We start from the raw sequence: 17,891 nt of genomic DNA on the forward strand, positions 1-17,891 counted from the left end.
GGCTTGCTTGAAGAACAGGTAGTGCACGGCGGGCAGGCTGGTGAGCACGTCCAGGTCGCCGTTGCTGAAGCGCCCCACGGCGGTCTCCCCCGAGAGCTGCTCGATCATCACCATGCGGTCGGGGTTGGGGCGGTTCGGCTGCCAGTAGCGCCGGTTGCGCGTGAAGGTCATCTGCACGCCGCGCTCCCACTCCTCGAAGGCGAAGGGCCCCGTGCCCACGGGGTTGCGCTCCACCTCGCCCGGGTCGCCGAGGGCCGCGTAGTGCTCGTAGTTCTCGCGCGCCACCGGGTAGGCAAACACCATGGCCATGGCGTTGAGGAAGGTCTGGTCGGGCTGGTCCAGCGTGAAGGCGATTTCGTAGCGCCCGCGCACGGCGATGCCCTCCACGTGCTGCGCGCGTCCCTCGCGGTAGGCCTCGAAGCCGCGCAGGCGCGCGAAGAAGCTGACCCCGGGTGAGCCCGTGTCGGGGTGCAGCAGGCGCTCGATGCTCCAGCGCACGTCCTCGGCAACGAGCTCGCGCGGTCCGTCGAAGATGGGGCTGTCGTGGAAGTACACGCCCTCGCGCAGCTGGAACGTGAAGGTGCGCCCGTCTTCGCTCACCGTGGGCATGGCGGTGGCCAGGCTGGGCACCATCTGCCCCTCTTGGTCGTAGTCCAGCAGCCCGTCGTAGACCAAGCGCAGCGCCATGTACGAGTTCGCGTCGTAGGCGATGTGCGGATCGAGCGAGTGCACGTCCGACGCGGCCCCGAACACGAAGGTGCCGCCCGAGCGCGGTGTGGCGTTGCCTGCGCCCACGTAGCGCGGGCCCTGCGGACGCGAGGGCACGTGGGTCACCGCGTAGGCCACGCAGCTCACCAGCGCGAGGCTGATGACCAGGCCGGGGAGGGCGCGCCGCACCCCGCTCGCCTTGGAGTCATTCCTTCGGGTCGAAGGCATCGCGCAGCCCCTCCCCGAACAGGTTGAAGCCGAACACGGCGGTGGCGATGAGCGTGGCCGGCAGCAGCAGCAGGTGCGGCGCCGCGATCTTGAGGCTCTCGCTCTCGCTCAGCATGGAGCCCCAGCTGGCCGTGGGCGGACGCACCCCCAAGCCCAAGAAGCTGAGCGCGCTCTCGGCGATGATCATGCGCGCCACCATGAGCGTGGCCAGCGCGATGATGGGCCCCGCGATGTTGGGCAGGATGTGCCGCACCAGGATGCGCGCGTGCGACACGCCCAGCGCGCGCGCGGCCTGCACGTACTCCTGGCTGCTGGCCTCCATGGTCTTGGCGCGGGTCACGCGCGCGAGCGTGGTCCACGAGAGGCCGCCCAGGATGACGCACAGCACCATCAGCGGCGCGACCGTGCCCTCCACCACCCAGACCTTCTGCAGCACGATGGCGATGAGCAGGAAGGGCATGGACAGCACCAAGTCCACGAAGCGCATGGTGCTCAGGTCCAGCCAGCCCTTGAAGTAGCCGCTCAGCAGGCCGATGCCGACACCGATCAGGAGCGCCAGGCCCGTGGCCAGGTAGGCCACCGCCATGGAGACGGTGGCGCCGTGCAGCAAGCGGCTGAGCTCGTCGCGGCCCAGTGGCCCGTCGCCACCCAAGGGGTGACCCGCGACCGTGCCCGGGCGCTCGGGCAAGCCGTTGTCGTCCACCAGCGTCTCGCGGAACTGCTCGGCGGGGTCATGCGGCGCCAGCAGCGGGCCCAGCACGCCCGTCAGCGTGATGACCGCCACGAGTGCGGCGCCGACCAGGGCGCCTTTATTCCGTCTGAATCGTCGCCACGCGCGGGGGTCCATCGGCAGACCGACGAGTATCCCGGACCCGCTCGGGGGTCAACGCCGACGTGCACCCAAAGGAGGGGGGCATACCGACATGTGGGGCACGTCGTCACACGCACCGATCCGGGGGGCAGATGTGGGATCGACCGATCGCCCAAGACGTCCACGATCTCTAAGTCTCCCCCCAGATCGATAAATTTATCGCCGTCGAGGCGGGGCCTCCGCCGGCCCTGTGTCGAAAAGTCAATAATTTCATCCAGATCTAGGTCGACTCGGGAACGTCAAGAAATCTGATAAAAATAGTTGACCACATTCTCTTGAAAGGAATACCTTCAAGCGCCTTCAACGAGATGACTACCCTGATTCGATATGAGAGAGCCCGCCGAGGCCAAGCACCCGCAAACGCGGACGCCAGCTTCACCGAGGCCGAGCTGGACGACGTCGAGCAAAGTCACCCAACGGGGATGAACGTGCAGCAGATCGTGGACGTGTTCGCGACGCAGGGTCGTGGGCTCACGGAGGCCACCTTCCGCAAGTACGTCCAGCTGGGGCTCCTGCCCCGCAGCGTGCGCGTGGGTCGCGAGGGCAAGGCGCGCGGTTCGCAGGGGCTCTACCCCGCCACGGCGGTGCGCCAGATCGACCACATCCGGCGGTTGATGCGGCAGGGCTACACCATCGACGAGATCCAGAAGGAGTTTCTCTTCGTGCGCGGCGACATCGAGGCGCTCACCCGCCAGATGACCCGTGTCTACGACGCCATGGAGCGCGCGCTGGGTGAGCGTGCGGCCGCAGGCGAGGACCACGCGAGCTCACGCGATGCGCTGAGCCGTGCCACCCGGCTGGGCGCCGAGTGGGTGTCGGAGCTCGAGGCCATCGAGGCGCGCCTGACCATGCGCGCGCGGATGGCGAGAGCAGCAGTTTGACCCGTCGCGGGGCGACGCAGCGGGTTTGAAGGAGCAACGAACATGAGCGAAGCAGCAATCAAGCAAGTCGAGGTGTTGGCGGCCCTCGTGAAGGAGACGGAGGGCGACAAGCCGTCTCTCTCGGGCGCCGTGCGGCAGCTCGCACTGAGCTCCGCGGTGGCCCCCGGGTTCGGCGACGCCGACCTCGATGAGGACGCGGTCGACGACATCGACGGCGACGAAGAGGACGACGCAGAGCGTCCCGGTCGTCGGCGCCGGCGCAACCGCACGCGCGCGCGCACCATCAGCATTCGGCGGCTGAGCAAAGCGGAGCTCAACCGCGGCCGCATGCTCTACCCCGAGGAAGAGTACTGGCGCCCCAAGACACGCACCGAGTGCGTGGACATGGAGCGGCCGTGCCCCTTCGTGTCGTGCAAGTACCACCTCTACATCGACGTCCACCCGGTGCGCGGCAGCATCAAGCTCAACTTCCCGGACGTGGACGTCTGGGAGATGACCGAGACGTGCTCGCTGGACATCGCGGACCGCGGCGGCATCACGCTCGAAGAGGTGGGCGAGATCATGAACCTCACGCGTGAGCGCGTGCGCCAGGTCGAGACCACCGGGCTCGGCAAGCTCGAGGCCGTGAAGGACATCGAGCGCCTCAAGGACTACGTCTTCTGAGCACCACGCGGGAGCCCCGCGCGCACGTGCCGCCTGGACGCTCCGCTTCGTTCGTTCGCTCGCTGCTCCTCTCGGGGCTCACGGGTGGCCTCTTGGCCCTCGCGGGCCCACCGCTCTCGTCCCACTGGGCGGCGGCGCTCCTCGCGTTCCTCTTTGCGCCACTGCTGGCGCTGCTCATCCGCAGCCAAACGCCCGCTCGCTCGGGGCTGCTGGGGCTGGCTGCGGGGCTCGGCTTCGGCGTCATCTCGCTGCGCTTCGCGTTCGACGTGCTGCTGCGCTTCGCGGGCCTCGGGACGCTCGCCGCGCTGCCCGTCTTCCTGCTCTTGGTCGTGCTGCAGTCCGCTCCGCTGGTGCTCGCGCTGTTCGTCGCGCGCCTTTCGGACACGAGTGAGTCCACCCGCCTGCCCCTGACGCTGCCGCTCGCCATCGCGGCTTCGTTCGGGCTGGTGCCCGTGCTGTTCCCCTGGCACGTGGGGCACTTCACGCTTCCGTGGCTGGCGTGGGCACAGCTGGCCGAGCTGGGCGGGCTGCCGCTGGTGGACCTGCTGACCGCGCAGGTGGGCTGCCTCGTGCTGGGTGCCTGGGAGCTTCGCGCCCACGGGCAAGCGAAGCGGGCCGGTGCGTTCGCGCTGGGGGCGCTGCTCCTGCTGGGCCTGCCGCTCGCCTTCGGCAGCATGCGCTTGGTGGACGTGGCCGCAGCCCGTGAGCAGGCGGCCGTGCTGCGCGTGGGCGTGGTGCAGCCGGACGTCTCCATTCGTGCTCTCCGTGAGGGGATGACGACCAGCGCGCGCCTCGCGCGGCTCGAGACCCTGAGTCGCGACGCCGCAGAGCAGGGGGCGCAGGTGGTGCTGTGGCCCGAGGCGGCCTACCCGGTGCTGGTCTCCCGCGCCGCGCTCCTGGACCGCGAGGCGGGGACGCTGCGCTTCGACGGCCCCGACCTGCCGCACATCGTGGGCGCCATGAGCGCAGACCTCACGGACGCGAGTGGCTGCCGGCGCTGGAACACGCTCGTGGCCACCGACACGAGCGGGCGGCCCAGCGGGCACGTGGACAAGCGCCAGCGCTTCCCCTTTGCGGAGTTCATCCCGTTCTGGTCGTGGTCTTCGTGGCTGCAGGCCCGCTTTGAGTGCCCCGGCGAGCAAGTGGGCGAGGGCGACGCGCTGCTCTCGGTGGCTGGTGCGCCGCTCGGGCTGCTGAACTGCTACGAGGACGTGGGCCCCGGGCCCGCGCGCGCCGCCACGCTCGCGGGCGCCGACGTGCTGCTCAACGTCTCGAACGACGCGTGGTTCGGGCGCTCCGTCCAGCCCGAGCTGCACCGCATCGTGGCGCGCTTCCGGGCCATCGAGACGCGACGGGATCTGGTGCGCGCCGTGAACACGGGGAGAAGTGGCCACATCAGCGCCACCGGCGAGGAGCTGGTGGTGTTGCCGCGGCACGAGCGCGGGCTCTTCGTGGCCAGCGCGCGCCGGCTCACGGGCACCAGCCTGTCGGTGCGGCTGGGCAACTGGGTGCCGCCCCTCGCGCTCGCGCTGTTGTTGCTGCTGGCCCTCTTGCCTCTGGCGCGGCGACAGTCAGCGCGGCAAAGTCTCGAATCACGGGCTTGAACCTCCACCGCAGGCGGCCCTATGAGCGACGCGCGGCGCGGAAACGGCGCCGAGAAACGGACGACTGCGACCATGGCCAAGCGTGAAGAGATGTGGGATCGACTGGACCAGCCGGTGGACGTGCTGGTCATCGGCGGTGGCATCACGGGCGCGGGCATCGCACGCGACGCCGCCCGGCGCGGGCTCAAGGTGGCCGTGGTGGAGCAGCGCGACCTGGCCTACGGCACCAGCTCCCGCTCCAGCAAGCTGGTGCACGGCGGCCTGCGCTACCTCGAGAGCTACGAGTTCAGCCTGGTGTTCGAGTCCGTCAGCGAGCGCCGCATCCTCATGGACCTGGCGCCGCACTTGGTGAACCCGCTGGGCTTCCTGTTCCCGGTCTACAAGGGCGCGCGCCAGAGCCTCTTCGTCATCAACGCCGGCATGTGGCTGTACGACGGCCTGTCGCTGTTCCGCTCGCCCAAGATCCACAAGAAGCTCAAGCCCAAGGAGGTGGCCGAGCTCGAGCCGGCCGTGAAGCAAGAGGGCCTCAAGGGGGCGCCGCTCTACTACGACTGCTCCACCGACGACGCGCGCCTCACCATCGAGACCGCGCTCGACGCCGTGCAGCACGGCGCGGTGGTGGCCACGTATGCCCGGGTGGAGTCGTTCCTCAAGGACGAGAACGGCCGCATCCAGGGCGCCGTGGTGAAGTGCCAGACCACGGGCCAGCTCAAGGAGGTGCGCGCCAGCGTGGTGGTGAACGCCACCGGCCCGTGGACGGACAAGACCATGGCCATGAGCGGCACGCGCAAGGGGAACCTGCTGCGGCCCACCAAGGGCGTCCACATCGTGGTGGAGTACGACAAGCTGCCCATCTCGCACGCGGTGGTGTGCTTTCACCCCACGGACGAGCGCGTGCTCTTCGCGCTGCCCTGGGGCGACCGCACGTACATCGGCACCACGGACACGGACTACGAGGGCGACGCGGCCGACGTGTCGGCGACCCTCGAGGACGTGGACTACCTCATCGCCGCCAGCAACTCGTACTTCCCCGACCACCCCGTGGGGCGCACCGACGTCATCGCCACGTGGGCGGGCCTGCGCCCGCTGATTGCGCCGCCCTCGGCGGAGACCGACGGTGAAGAGGGCAGCGAGGTGAGCGAGTCCAAGGTCAGCCGCGAGCACCAGATCGTGGTGGGCCAGGACGGCCTCATCACCATCGCAGGCGGCAAGCTCACCACCTATCGCAAGATGTCGGGTGAGCTGGTGGACACCGCGGTGGACCTGCTGCGCCTGATGGGCAAGCTGCCCGCCAAGCTGAGCGCTGCCGAGACCGACAAGCACCCGCTGCCGGGCGGGGTGGGCTGGCCGGCCGACGACGACCACGCCAAGGTCACCGCGCTTGTGGTGCAGGCGGGGCGCGCCACGCTCAGCGCGGACACCGCGCGCTTTCTGGCAGACACCTATGGCATGCGCGCGCTGGAGCTGGCCAAGCGCTGTGCCGCCGACGCGTCGCTCGCTGCGCCGCTCTTGCCGGGGCGCTCCGAGATCGTGGCGCAGGTGGACTGGGCGCTCGACCAGGAGCTGGCGCACTCGCTGAGCGACGTGCTCACGCGGCGCACGCAGCTCTTCTACAAGGACACCAACCAGGGGCTCGACTGTGCCGAGGCGATTGCGCAGCGCATGGCCAAGCGCCTGGGCTGGGACGACGCGCGCGTGGCCACGGAGCTGGCCACCTACCGCGAAGACGTCGCCCGCTCGCGTGCCTGGCAGCAGGAGATCTGAGCCGCGCCGCTACCGTTGGGCGATGGTCACGCGACCCTCGCGCATCATGATCACGCCGCCCTCGCCCGTGCAATCCCAGCAGGTGCTCCACTTGAGCGCGTTGGGCGTGCCCGGGCTGTAGGCCACGATCAGCGGCGGCGTCTCGCCCTCGAACACGAAGCTGGCGCCGTGCACCAGCGTGCCGTCGGGCATGGGGTGCGCCACCACGATGAGCGAGGCGCCCACGGCCGCGCTGGACCCGGAGAACACCCACACGTGCTCGCCTTCGGTGGGGCTCCAGCGCATGACGCCGGTGAAGGGGCGCCAGCCGGCGAGGTCTTCTTCGGTCTTCTCCGCCCGCTCGAGCACGCTGGCTGCCGCGGTGGCGGTGGTGCCCACGAAGCCCTCGGCGAAGCGAGCCACCTCGGGCATCTGGCGCAGGTAGCCAGCCAGCGTGGCGTCGTCGGCCTCCACCAGCTCGTGCAGCTCGGTGCGTGCGTGCGCCGGATAGCTCAGCTCCGGTGCCGGGCCGCTGCAGCAGCGGAAGCCCACGCGCAGGCTGGGCGCGCTCGGGTCCATCACGTGACGCGCACCGCAGCGATGGTCGGCTGCTTCGGACTCGGCGCTCCCGCCCCGCGCCATCCACGTGGCGGCTTCTGCGCGCAGCGCGCGTGGCGCACCGCTGGCGGTCCACTCGGTCACGCTCACGCCCAGCGCCGGACACGCCCACGGGTGAGGTGCATTGGGCGTAGTCGTCACGGCAGGCGGTCGCATCGAAGCGCTCGCCCGTCACGTAGTCGAGCACGCTGTCCCCCTTGCAGGCACGCTCCCACTCGAGCTCGTCGCACAGCCGCTGCTGGCGTTCGGCGCACAGCGCCTCGGCCTGCGGTCGCGTCACCTGTGTTCGTGGAGGCTGCGCCGGGTCGTTGGGGTAGGGCAGGCGGTCCATGCGGAACGCCGGCACCTGCAGCGCCACCAGGTCGGCCTCGCGCAGCGGGCTCCGCGAGCGCAGCCCCGGCCGGCTACCCACATGCAGCGTCCCGGCGGGCACGTCCACCTGCTCGCCGGCACGCGGGCCAGGAAGCGCAGCGCAGCCCTGGGGCCGGCTCTCGGCAGGGGTCGGCGGTTGCTCGGCTCGGCGCGGCCTCCGGCTCGCAGCGGGAGGGGCGCCTCGGGCTGCGAGCTGCTGGCGGGCGCCGGCGCGGCGGCGTCCGACCCGCAGCCCGCTCCCAGCAGCGACGTGCTCAGGAGGGCGGAGAGCAGGTAGAACCAGCGGGCGCGCAGCATGCTCGGGAGACTATCGGCCCGCCACCGCACGTCCACTTTCCCGCGCGCAGGGAGGCTGCGCTCGGCTACACCAGCTTCTTACGGAAGCGCACCGAGGCGAGCGTCACGAAGCCCACCAGGATGACGCTCATCCAGAACAGCTCACCGGACACGTCGTCGAACTCCGCGCCCTTGAGGGTGATGCCACGCACGATGCGCAGGTAGTGCGTGAGCGGGAGCACCTCGCTGAGAAGCTGCGCGGGGCGCGGCATGCCCTCCCACGGAAACGCGAAGCCGGAGAGCAGGATGTTGGGTAGCAGGAAGAAGAAGCTCATCTGCATCGCTTGCTGCTGCGTGGCGGCCAGCGTGCTGAACACCAGACCGAGCGCCAGGTTGGCCGCGATGAACACGAAGCTCAGGGCATACAGCAGCGGCAACGAGCCTCGGAAGGGCACCTCGAACACCACGTGACCGGCCGCGAGGATGAGCGTCACCTGCACGTAGCCCACGGCCACGTAGGGCAGCAGCTTCCCGATCATGAGTTCGTAGCCGCGCACGGGGGACACGATCAGCGCCTCGAGGGTGCCGCGCTCTCGCTCGCGTGCGATGGCCATGGAGGTGAGCATCACCATGGTCATGGTCAGGATCACGCCGATGATGCCAGGGACCACGAAGACCGCCGTGCGCAGCTCGGGGTTGTACCAAACCGTGGGCTCGGTCGCGACGAGCGGGGCAGCCCGCACCACGCTGAGACGCGCGCTGGTGTCGGCGGCGAGGCTAGCGGCGGTGCTGGTCGCCGACGCGACCGTTTGGGGATCGGACCCGTCGACGATCACCTGGACCGTGCCGCCGCGGCGTGCGGCCACGGCCGCGCCGTAGCCATCGGGGAACACCACGGCCACCTTGGCGCGGCCAGCGCGGAAGGCGCGCTCGACCTCTTCGTAGCTCCGCACGTGGCCCACGATGTCGTAGTAGCCCGTCACCTCCATGGAGCGCACGAAGTCGCGCGAGCGGCTGCTGTGGTCGTGGTCCAGCACCACCGTGGGCATGTGTCGCACGTCGTTGTTGATGGCGTACCCGAAGAGCAGCAGCTGCATGACGGGCATGACCACCATCATCGCGAGCGTCAGCGGGTCACGCCGCACCTGACGCAGCTCCTTGTCCGCGATCGCGAGGAGGCGGCTCATGCGGCGGCCTCACTCGCGCGCTCGTCGGCGCGCTGGTCGTCGTGCACCAAGGCCACGAACGCGTCTTCCACCGTGGCGCGCTGCTCGCCGTGGTCGGTGTACACGAACCCCAGCGGGTCCAGCACCGTGGTCACCACCTCGCGCGGGTCGCGGTCGCGCACGGCCACGCGCAGCCGCGTCCCGAAGGGCGCCACCTCCTCCACGCGGGGGTCTTCGCGCAGCGCGTCGGCCGCGCGACGAGCGTGCGTGGGCACGTCCAGCTCGAGGATGCGCAGCTTGCGACGCGCCACGACTTCGAGCGGCGTGCCGGCCTCGAGCACCGTGCCGCGAAAGATGAAGGAGAGCCGGTGACAGCGCTCGGCTTCGTCCATGTAGTGCGTGGTCACCACCACGGTGGTGCCCTCGTCCGCGATGGTGTGGATCTGATCCCAGAACGAGCGCCGGCTGAGCGGGTCCACGCCGGCGGTGGGCTCGTCCAGGAAGAGGAGCGGCGGCTCGTGGATGGTGGAGCAAGCCAGCGCCAGGCGTTGTTTCCAGCCCCCGGAGAGCGTGCCGGCCAGCTGGCGCTGTCGGTCCCCGAGACCGATGCGCTCGATCACGCCGGCCACCCGGGTGCCCCGCGAGCGCCATGGCACGCCGTAGATGCCCGCGTAGAAGCGCAGGTTCTCGAGCACGGTGAGGTCTTCATACAGGCTGAAGCGCTGCGTCATGTAGCCGATGCGCGCCTTGACCTCTTCGGGGTACTTCGCCACGTCGAAGCCCACCACGGTGGCGCTGCCCGAGCTGGGGTCCAGCAGGCCGCACAGCATGCGCAGGGTGGTGGACTTGCCCGCCCCATTGGCCCCGAGGACGCCGTAGATCTCGCCACGCTGCACGGAGAGGGACACGTCGCGCACGGCCACGAAGTCGCCAAAGCGCCGCGACAGGTGACGCGCGTCGATGACGGGCTCTGCTGCGTCGGGCTCCACCGATGCATCGGGGGTGGTCATGGGCGCGCCTCGCCACGCCAGCGCACGAACGCCGGCACACCGGCGCGAAGCTGGTGCTCGGGGTCCTGGACACGAACGCGCACGCGTACCACCAGGTTGGGCCGCTCCCGCTCGCTGAAGAGAAACCGCGGCGTGAACTCCGTGCGCTGTCCAATGCGCTCGACCGAGCCCTCGAGCGGCTGCGAGAGCGAGTCCACGCGCACCTCCGCCGTTCTCCCCAGCTGCACTTCCCCCATGCGCGCTTGCGGCACGAACACGTCCACGTACGGCCGGTCCAGCTCGGCCAGCTCCACCACGGGGGTGCCCGCGCCAACCACTTCACCAGGCTCGAGCAGGCGGTCCACCACCGTGCCCGCTACCGGCGCCGAGAGCTGGGTGTGAGCGACCCGTACCTGCGCGGCAAGCAGCGCTGCTTCGGATGCCGCCACGCGCGCCTCGGCCGCCAGCAGCTCTTCGTCCCGCGCGCCACTCCGCTGCGCTCGGCTGGCCTGCTCCAGTGTCCGAACGCGCGCGTCTGCGGCCGCCCAGCTGGCCTCCAGCGCTTCGGCGTCGGCCTCGGGCGCAGCGCCCCGCGTGGCCAGGGAGCGGATGCGGTCCCGCTGGCGCTCCACCACGCGCAGCTGCTCGCGCGCTCCGCGCAGCTCGGCCGCGGTCGCTCGCCGGTCCTCCGTGCGCACCCCCGAGCGGAGCAGGGCGAGTTGCGCGCTGACAGCGTCCAGATCCGCCCGACGTGCGGCCACCTCGGCCGCTGCCAGCGCTGGGTCCAGCGAGGCCAGCGGCGCCCCCTGAGCCACCTCGTCGCCTACCTGCGCCGAGACACCGGTCAGGCGTCCAGGGAGCTCGAACCCCAGGCGCCGTGACTCGTGCTCCACCACACCCTGCAGCGGCTCGTCCGCCGGCGCTGCCGGATCGAGGGCGTTGCAAGCGCCGAGCGCTAGCGCGCCCATCGCCATGAGCCGCCAAGATGTCTTCATGACTTCACCTCCGGCTCGGTGACCAGCGTGGCCAGCGTCCTGGCCAGCTGCGCGCGGAACGCATCGTCGAACCGCACACCCAGCGTGGCTTCCATGACGGGGCGCGCCAGCACGGGAAACACCACGGACGAGAACAAGATGATGAACAGCGCCTCGTGCGAGAGGTCGTTGCGCAGCCGTGGACCGGCCAGCTGCCCCGAGGCCAGGAGCGCGCGCAACATGGCCATGTTGATGGGCGCGTTGGCCACAGCGAAGCCGCTGCGCTGCTTGGGAGCTCCCCACATCGACCGCAGCAACAGCACGGGCATCCACGGGCGCGCGTGGGCGGTGTCGAGCAGCTGCCGGAACAGCGACTCGATGGTACGCGGCGTGCCCGGGTCGGGGGGCGCTGCGGCCAGCGCGGCGCGGATGTCGGTCATGCCGGCCTGCATGAGCGCCTGCCACAGTCCCTCCTTGCCCTCGAAGTAGTAGGTGACCATCGCCGGCGTCACCCCCGCGCGGTCGGCCACCTCACGCATGGAGATCTCGACGAGACCGCGCTCGGTCACCAGCTCGGCCGCCGCGCGCAAGAGGATGGGGCCGACCTCGACGTCGCTGGGCCGGGGACCGCGCTTGGGAGCTGCTGGGGTGCGTGTTCGCGCCATGGACCCATATTTATTTAAACGTGTGAATAAATCAAGGGAGCGGCACGAAATAGGTGGACTCGCCGCTTGTGGCGCGCGCCGAGGTGTGCGAAAGGACTCCCGTCGGAGCGGCTCGGGTGCTCGCCGGCGTGGCCAGCGTGTTCTGCACGAGGGTCCCGCGGGAGGAAAGTCCGAGCTCCGCAGGGCAGGATGCCGGGTAACGCCCGGTGAGGGTGACCCCGAGGAAAGTGCCACAGAGAGAAGACCGCCACGACGCCTTCGGGCCTCGGGGTAAGGGTGAAAGGGTGCGGTAAGAGCGCACCGGGCCGGCGGTAACGTCGGTCGCGAGGTAAACCCCATTCGGAGCAAGACCAAATAGGGAAGCGACTGAGGGCGGCCCGCCTGATGCTTCCGGGTAGAGTCGCTCGAGGCGTGCGGTGACGCACGTCCTAGACGAATGACCACCGCCCACGCGCCGGCGACGGACGTGGGAACAAAACTCGGCTTATGAGCTCTCCGACCGGCACCCCCACCTCGTGTGGGGGTGTTGCTTTAAGCCCCGCGAGCCAGGCTCAGTCGTTGGGTGCGCCGGCTTCGATCCAGGCGCGGATGTCGTCCAGCTTGTCCATGTCGAGCGCGCCGCCGCCCGCGATGGGGTTCACCGGCATGCGCTCGCCCTCGATGGAGGGGTCGCCGATGAGCTTCAGCCACAGGTAGCTGTTGGCCAGGTTGCCCGGATCGATGAGTGGCCGTCCCATGGGGTCCTGCGCCGAGACCTGCATCAGGCGCTCGTACAGGCCGCTGCCCTGCAGGATGAGGTCTTCCTCGGGGTCCAGGGGTTCGTGGCAGCCCGAGCAGTTGGCCTCCAGCAGCGGGCGGATGCGGGTGGCGAAGCCCGTGCCCGAGCCCTCCACCGCGAGGCCGTCCAACAGCGCCGGGTTCTGGGCATAGGAGCAGCCGTTGTAGTCGATGGGGTCGAACAGGTTGGTCGTGCTCACTGCGGGGTCGAGGCCCTCCACGAAGCAGAACAAGGCCAGCATCTCGGCCACGGAGAACGGCTCGTTCGCCAGCGGCATGCGCGTGCCGGGGACAGGCGTGCCTTCCATGTGGCCACGAAGCCGCCCGATGATGTAGCTGGTCTCCGGGTCGCCGGCGGTGATGAGCGAGATGGGACCGCTGCGCACGCCCATCACGTTGGGCCGCGCGCCGTACGTCCCGTTGCGGTTGAGGTCACCCTGCTCGATGCCCGACGCCATGAAGCTCTGCACCGCATTGGCCAGGTAGCCCGGTACCTCGGCCACCACGTGGCGGCCCTCGTCGAAGATGCGGAAGCGCTGCTCGTAGCGGAAGTAGGTGAGGTCCTCGATGGTGTTGCCGGCCTGCACGAACGTGCGCACGAAGCGGCCCACCGTGTAGCGGCCGTCGTACTCGGTGCTCACCGGGTCGGTGAAGTGCATGTGCAGGCCGGGCATGTCGGGACCCACCACGATCTCACCTTCGCTGGGCGGGGCGATGTACTCCACCCAGCCGATCTCCACTTCTTGGTCGTTGTCGAAGGTGAAGCGGTCGCCAGTGCGCTCGCAGCGGTCGAAGACGCCCTCGGGGGTGCCCGACTGCACGTTGCACGGCGCGCCGATGGTGGACGCGAAGTTCGCCGGCGTGTGCAGGTCCGGGTACTCCTTCTCGTTGTGGCAGACGCCGTTGATGGGCCCACAGCTGCGGATGACCACCTCGGCCTGCAGCTCGATGCCGGTGGGCAGGTTGGTCTGTGCCTCCAGCACGGCGGCCTCACTGCCGGTGTAGGGCGTGACGGTGCGCGTGGGTCCGAAGAAGGGGGCCCCGCTGTCGGGGGTCCACTCGAGCCCGGGCGGTGCTTCGCCGGGGTTGGCGTGACGGAACCCATCGGCCTGGCAGGCACCCACGGTGGCGATGGCGGCGGAGAGCAACAAGAGCGAAACGAAGCGGCGCTGGTTCATGGGGGCTCCGTTCATCCGAAGAGGTCGGGGACGACGACGTCTGCCGGGAAGAAGACCTCGGGGTCACAGCCGAGGCCGTCCATCAAGGTGTTGAGCAGGCCGCGGTACGAGTAGACGGTGCCCTCGGCGCGCAGGTCGTCACGAGCCGTGGTGGCACCCACCACGCGGCCGCCAGATACGGGCCCGCCGAAGAACGGCATGGACATCCAGCGCGTGGAGTTGTCGCCGTTGTGGTCCGAGCCGCGCGCCGAGTTGAAGCGGTCGCCACGGGCCGTGCGCGAGAACTCGCTGCCCAGCACCACCAGCGTGTGGTCCCAGTAGGTGCCGCCGTCGGGGTGCGTCATGCGCGGCAGCACGTGGATGAGCGCCGAGATGAGGTGGTTGAGCGCTTCCATGGAGCCGGGCAGGCGGTCCTGCTCGCCCGAGTGGTAGTCGTAGCCGCCCTGGTCCAGGTAGACGGCCGGGCAGCCGAAGCGGAACAGGCGCAACGCGAGGCGGATCTCACGCGCCGACGAGCTGGTGCCGAACAGCATCTGCAGCTCGGTGTTGGAGATGCCGTCCACCACGTCCATGGTGGGGCGGTCGGTGGCCAACAGCGGGTCGGCGAAGATCGCCGAGTAGGCGGCCGTGGCGGCGCGCGACTGCACGTAGGCGTCCACGCGGGCGCGCTGCATGCGGTGCTGACGGTCGCGCATGCGCGCGTCGGTGGCGGTCACCATGGGCGCGCCCCAATCCGGGATGGCACCCGAGGCCGAGGCGGCGAAGCGGTCGAACGACCCTCCGCTGAGCACGGGCGGGCGGTGAGGAGCGAACTCACCCAAGCCGCGCGCCATGGCCGCGCTTCCCATGACGAAGGGCGGCAGGATGACGTTGCCCTCGGCCAGCGCCGCGGCGTAGCGGTCCGCCAGACCCAAGTTGATGCGCGTGAAGAACCCGGCGGAGCCGTTCACGTAGCCGGTGAGGTAGCGCTCGAGCCCGGTGGTGTGGTTTCCGTCGGCGTAGCCGGCGAGCGGCTCGTGGTCCACGGTGGGCATGACCGTGATGCGGTCCGCTAGCTGGTGCACGGGCAGCATGCCCGCCGCCGTGCGGTTCGCGTCCAGGAAGCCCGCGCGCATGAGCAGGTTGCTGACGCCCCACTCCACGCCGGCGGGCACGCCGGAGGCGGTGCCGAACGGGTTGTACGCGCCCGACACGTCGGCGTTGAACGCCGTGGGGAAGCGGAAGCCGCCAGCGAGGCGAATGTAGAGCAGGTGCTTGATGGTGCCCTGCCCGCCGGTCTGAGCGACCGCGCGGTTGGGGATGAAGAGGTGCGGCGCGGTGCTGGCGGCGAGGCCGGCGGCGCTCGCCTTGAGGAAGCCGCGGCGGCTCAGTCCGAAGGTGCTCTTGGGCGATGTTGGCTTGCGGTTCGTCATGACAACCTCAGTAGAAGAGCATCTCGCTGCTGGAGAGGAGGGCGTAACAGAGGACTCGCGCGAAGGTCTCCGCGTCGCAGGGCTGCGGCACGCACGCCGCTCCGCCCACGCGGGCCATGTCGCGCTCCTCGGTGGTGGCGGCGCGACCGAAGTACGTGCGCACCTGGTACTCGACGACCTCCTCGGCGACGGTGTCGTCCAGCGCGCGGTTCGCCGCGATGGTCTCCGGGAGGATGCGCGCGGCGTCCACGGCGGCCTCGGAGGCGCCACCCGGGTTGCACATCTCCGCCACGAACGACTCCTGCGTGGCGGTGTTGAGGATGCTGACGGCCTGGAACCGGGTGGTCACCTGGTTGTCCGGGCAGCCGCCCAGCGTACGCGCCACGTCACGGTAGCGGTCGTCCACGCGGCCTTCGTCATTGAAGGTCCACTCCGAGTTGGCCAGCACGTCCACCCCGTTGACGCCTGCCTGCATGAGGTCGCCGGTGTTGGGGATGCGCCGGTCGCAGGCGCCGATGTCGCTGCTGCCGAAGCGCGCCAGGGTGTCCAGCCAGATCTGGGAGTCCACCTGCTTGAGCGGCCCGTAGGTCCACTCCGGTGGGTTCAGGTCATCGCCGCACACGTCGTCGCCACACTCGGACGACTGACGATAGAGCTGCGAGGTGACCACCAAGTAGTGGATGCTGCGGATGTCGCCGCCGTGCGCGAACAGGTACTCCACGAGGGGCTGCAGCACCGAGGGCGTGTAGAACGCCAGGTTGTAGCCGAGGTACTGGTGGAGGACGTCGGCCACGGCGTGCTCCCACGCCTCGCTCTGCACCGACAAGATGCGCCCCGGCGTCTGAAGCAGGCGCCACTCCTCTTCGGTGAGGTTCTCGGACCACGTGCGCCCATTGGTGGCGCGGAAGTCCGGCTGCAGGATGACCTGGTTGAAGCCCCACAGGAGGCTGGTGCACTGGCCGGCCGTGTTCGGGTCCACGTTGCCCTGTTCGTCCACGCACGCGTGTGACACGAAGGCGTCCGGGAAGCGCATCCCTAGCTGCGGGTGGTCGATGTAGTGGTTGTCCCAGAGCCGGTAGAGCTTGGCCATGTCGGCGCGCTCGTTGTCGAACGGCGGGCGGCCCAGGAAGAGCGTGAACAGCGCCTCGGCGCGGTCGGCGGCGCTGTCGAAGCGGCGCGTCAGCACGGGGTGCGCGCTCAGCACTTCCACCAGCTCGTCGTACCGGATGAGGCCGCTGTAGGCCTTGCCCACGGTCTCGTCGGCGTCGTAGATGCGCTCGAAGTTGACGCTGATGTTGTCGTAGCGCAGCCGGTCGGCCCAACGCATCTGGTTGACGCGCACGAACTCGGGAGAGGAGACGAGCCGGAGGGCCACCTCGCTGGCCGGGCGGCCCAAGCAGCTGCGCTCGATCTCGAACAGCGTGGGAAAGAAGCCCGCCAGGTCCACGTACATGCGCCGGCAGGCCTCGGTCTCGTCCACGGGGCGCGTGTCCAGGCCGGCACCCCAGAGGTGCGGGCACATGGCCTCGTCCAGCGGGTTCTCGAACGTCTGCGCGGCGCAGTGCGCCTGGCAAGCAGCCCCGCACGATCGCCAATCGGCAATCTGGCCCACATCGAGAGCCCGGGCGGCGTTGTCCGCGCCGGCGCCACCCGTGAAGGTGTCGTTCAGCGGGTTGTCGCGCCCCACGTACTGACCCGGCCCGCGAGCCGGGGTCTCGGCAGAGAAGCCCCCGTCTCCGGCGCAAGCGCTCAGGGCCAAGGGGAACAACACAGCGGCGACCGCAGTTAGGGCGGAGCGACCAGAGAGGCAGTGATGGCTGCGGGACTGGGAAGGTTCCATACGGTCTCCGTGGGGGGCGGGATGCGATCGCTGAGGCGCGAGGGCCGAGTTACCGCACCACTACACAGACTAGAGAGGTCGGGGTGACTTCGCAATAGGTGTTGCGGCCGGACGATTTGGGTACACTCGCGGCCATGAGTCGCACGCACCCCCTCCGCCTCAGCGCACTTTTCACTACATTACTGGCACTTGCCGGGGCGATCGCCCCCGCCCCGGTGCTGGCCGACGAGCCTGCGGCGGACCCCGCCACAGAGCCCCCGGCACCCCGGCCCCGGCGTTCCAGTGAGGGTGAAGATGCCCCGAACGCGTTCGTCCTCGAGGGGGCCATGCGCATCGATGTGCAGCGCCTCGACCGCTACGATCGCGTCAATCGGCTCGTGGAAGACGAGTCCGACTCGGGACGCGAGCTGGGCGGATCGCTCTACCTGGGCCTCATGTTCGGCATGCGCGACAACCTCCGCGTGGGCGGTGGCTTCGGGTGGGGTGGCTCCCTCGCCGTGGACCCCGAGGGGGGCGACGCGATCGGGATGGGGCAGCTGCTGTTCCTCGACGTTCGCCTCGACGTGCTCCTGCCGGTGAAGCGCGACCTCTTCATCATCCTCACGCCCAGCGTGGGCGCGTCCATCATCGCGCCGGGGGATGAGCTCCGCGAGGTCATCAACATGAGCCGCAACGGCGGCTTCAACACTTGGCGCGGGCCGCGCCTGGGCCTGATGGTAGGCGCCGACGCGGGTGTCCGCTGGGAAGCGGCCAGCTGGTTCGCGCTACGCGGGACCCTCGGGTATCTGTGGTCGTGGTCGCCCCTGCTGCGCTCGTCCGCCGAGTCCAGCTTCGCCACGGCGGAGCGCGAGTGGACGCTCACCGCTCATCGCCTCCGCATCGCCATCGGCGCCGAGGTGACCTTCTGATGCGCGCGTGGGCCCCCC

Annotated in this window: 14 protein-coding genes, 1 other RNA gene and 1 pseudogene; 6 read left to right on the forward strand and 10 right to left on the reverse strand. The window is 69.9% G+C overall.

Annotated elements, in window-relative coordinates; genetic code table 11:
- Together IPI43_23110 and IPI43_23115 are read right to left on the reverse strand one after the other, a co-directional pair.
- Positions 1-936, reverse strand: a pseudogene (locus IPI43_23110) (ABC transporter substrate-binding protein).
- Positions 914-1,783 carry an ABC transporter permease gene (locus tag IPI43_23115; GenBank protein MBK7776985.1) on the reverse strand — a complete coding sequence of 290 codons (870 nt, stop codon included), beginning with the start codon at positions 1,781-1,783 and terminating at the stop codon, positions 914-916. The pseudogene IPI43_23110 and the gene IPI43_23115 overlap by 23 nt, the downstream one beginning before the upstream one ends.
- Positions 1,784-2,115: 332 nt before the next feature.
- Between IPI43_23115 and IPI43_23120 the strand changes: the two genes are divergently transcribed.
- From IPI43_23120 to glpD, 4 genes are all read left to right on the forward strand, one after another.
- Entirely contained in the window at positions 2,116-2,688 is a 573-nt protein-coding gene (locus IPI43_23120; protein MBK7776986.1) for a MerR family transcriptional regulator, read from the forward strand.
- A 42-nt stretch (positions 2,689-2,730) separates the two neighbouring features.
- Positions 2,731-3,351, forward strand: coding sequence for a DNA-binding protein (locus IPI43_23125; GenBank protein MBK7776987.1), 621 nt, complete (start codon positions 2,731-2,733; stop codon positions 3,349-3,351).
- A gap of 26 nt (positions 3,352-3,377) precedes the next feature.
- Entirely contained in the window at positions 3,378-4,955 is a 1,578-nt protein-coding gene (gene lnt, locus IPI43_23130; protein ID MBK7776988.1) for an apolipoprotein N-acyltransferase, read from the forward strand.
- A 72-nt stretch (positions 4,956-5,027) separates the two neighbouring features.
- Positions 5,028-6,719 carry a glycerol-3-phosphate dehydrogenase gene (gene glpD / locus IPI43_23135; protein MBK7776989.1) on the forward strand — a complete coding sequence of 564 codons (1,692 nt, stop codon included), beginning with the start codon at positions 5,028-5,030 and terminating at the stop codon, positions 6,717-6,719.
- 9 nt (positions 6,720-6,728) lie between these two features.
- Here glpD and IPI43_23140 read toward each other — a convergent pair whose 3' ends face one another.
- The 5 genes from IPI43_23140 to IPI43_23160 form a co-directional block, all read right to left on the reverse strand.
- Positions 6,729-7,457 (reverse strand): hypothetical protein, encoded by a 729-nt coding sequence (locus IPI43_23140; GenBank protein ID MBK7776990.1) that lies wholly within the window; start codon positions 7,455-7,457, stop codon positions 6,729-6,731.
- A gap of 593 nt (positions 7,458-8,050) precedes the next feature.
- Positions 8,051-9,151, reverse strand: a complete 1,101-nt coding sequence (locus IPI43_23145) for an ABC transporter permease (GenBank protein ID MBK7776991.1) — start codon at positions 9,149-9,151, stop codon at positions 8,051-8,053.
- Positions 9,148-10,140 (reverse strand): ABC transporter ATP-binding protein, encoded by a 993-nt coding sequence (locus tag IPI43_23150; protein MBK7776992.1) that lies wholly within the window; start codon positions 10,138-10,140, stop codon positions 9,148-9,150. The genes IPI43_23145 and IPI43_23150 overlap by 4 nt, the downstream gene beginning before the upstream one ends.
- Positions 10,137-11,114, reverse strand: coding sequence for an HlyD family efflux transporter periplasmic adaptor subunit (locus IPI43_23155; protein ID MBK7776993.1), 978 nt, complete (start codon positions 11,112-11,114; stop codon positions 10,137-10,139). Before IPI43_23155 ends, IPI43_23150 begins: the two co-directional genes overlap by 4 nt.
- Positions 11,111-11,758 carry a helix-turn-helix transcriptional regulator gene (locus IPI43_23160; GenBank protein ID MBK7776994.1) on the reverse strand — a complete coding sequence of 216 codons (648 nt, stop codon included), beginning with the start codon at positions 11,756-11,758 and terminating at the stop codon, positions 11,111-11,113. The genes IPI43_23155 and IPI43_23160 overlap by 4 nt, the downstream gene beginning before the upstream one ends.
- 103 nt (positions 11,759-11,861) lie before the next feature.
- Between IPI43_23160 and rnpB the strand changes: the two genes are divergently transcribed.
- An RNA gene (gene rnpB, locus IPI43_23165) (RNase P RNA component class A) lies at positions 11,862-12,260 on the forward strand.
- A gap of 49 nt (positions 12,261-12,309) precedes the next feature.
- Here the strand turns inward: rnpB and IPI43_23170 are convergent.
- The 3 genes from IPI43_23170 to IPI43_23180 all read right to left on the reverse strand — a co-directional run bounded on the left by IPI43_23170 (position 12,310) and on the right by IPI43_23180 (position 16,896).
- Positions 12,310-13,518, reverse strand: a complete 1,209-nt coding sequence (locus IPI43_23170) for a hypothetical protein (protein ID MBK7776995.1) — start codon at positions 13,516-13,518, stop codon at positions 12,310-12,312.
- Positions 13,519-13,724: 206 nt separating this feature from the next.
- The gene (locus IPI43_23175; protein ID MBK7776996.1) at positions 13,725-15,125 is read right to left on the reverse strand and encodes a DUF1501 domain-containing protein; all 1,401 of its coding nucleotides are present in this window, start codon (positions 15,123-15,125) and stop codon (positions 13,725-13,727) included.
- Between the two features lie 7 nt (positions 15,126-15,132).
- Positions 15,133-16,896: a hypothetical protein gene (locus tag IPI43_23180; GenBank protein MBK7776997.1), complete on the reverse strand. Its 1,764-nt coding sequence runs from the start codon at positions 16,894-16,896 to the stop codon at positions 15,133-15,135.
- A 395-nt stretch (positions 16,897-17,291) separates the two neighbouring features.
- Between IPI43_23180 and IPI43_23185 the strand changes: the two genes are divergently transcribed.
- Positions 17,292-17,873, forward strand: coding sequence for a hypothetical protein (locus tag IPI43_23185; protein ID MBK7776998.1), 582 nt, complete (start codon positions 17,292-17,294; stop codon positions 17,871-17,873).
- Positions 17,874-17,891 lie beyond the last annotated feature (18 nt).

The sequence above is a fragment of the Sandaracinaceae bacterium genome, from assembly GCA_016706685.1.
Lineage (GTDB): Bacteria > Myxococcota_A > Polyangia > Polyangiales > Houyiibacteriaceae > JADJJE01.

Excerpts from the sequence above, each read along its gene's own strand:
- IPI43_23160 (MBK7776994.1), bottom strand. The coding sequence starts at position 11,758 with ATGGCGCGAACACGCACCCCAGCAGCTCCCAAGCGCGGTCCCCGGCCC.
- IPI43_23185 (MBK7776998.1), top strand. The coding sequence starts at position 17,292 with ATGCGCATCGATGTGCAGCGCCTCGACCGCTACGATCGCGTCAATCGG.
- IPI43_23145 (MBK7776991.1), bottom strand. The coding sequence starts at position 9,151 with ATGAGCCGCCTCCTCGCGATCGCGGACAAGGAGCTGCGTCAGGTGCGG.
- IPI43_23175 (MBK7776996.1), bottom strand. The coding sequence starts at position 15,125 with ATGACGAACCGCAAGCCAACATCGCCCAAGAGCACCTTCGGACTGAGC.
- IPI43_23120 (MBK7776986.1), top strand. The coding sequence starts at position 2,116 with ATGACTACCCTGATTCGATATGAGAGAGCCCGCCGAGGCCAAGCACCC.
- glpD (MBK7776989.1), top strand. The coding sequence starts at position 5,028 with ATGGCCAAGCGTGAAGAGATGTGGGATCGACTGGACCAGCCGGTGGAC.
- IPI43_23155 (MBK7776993.1), bottom strand. The coding sequence starts at position 11,114 with ATGAAGACATCTTGGCGGCTCATGGCGATGGGCGCGCTAGCGCTCGGC.
- IPI43_23125 (MBK7776987.1), top strand. The coding sequence starts at position 2,731 with ATGAGCGAAGCAGCAATCAAGCAAGTCGAGGTGTTGGCGGCCCTCGTG.
- IPI43_23150 (MBK7776992.1), bottom strand. The coding sequence starts at position 10,140 with ATGACCACCCCCGATGCATCGGTGGAGCCCGACGCAGCAGAGCCCGTC.
- IPI43_23115 (MBK7776985.1), bottom strand. The coding sequence starts at position 1,783 with ATGGACCCCCGCGCGTGGCGACGATTCAGACGGAATAAAGGCGCCCTG.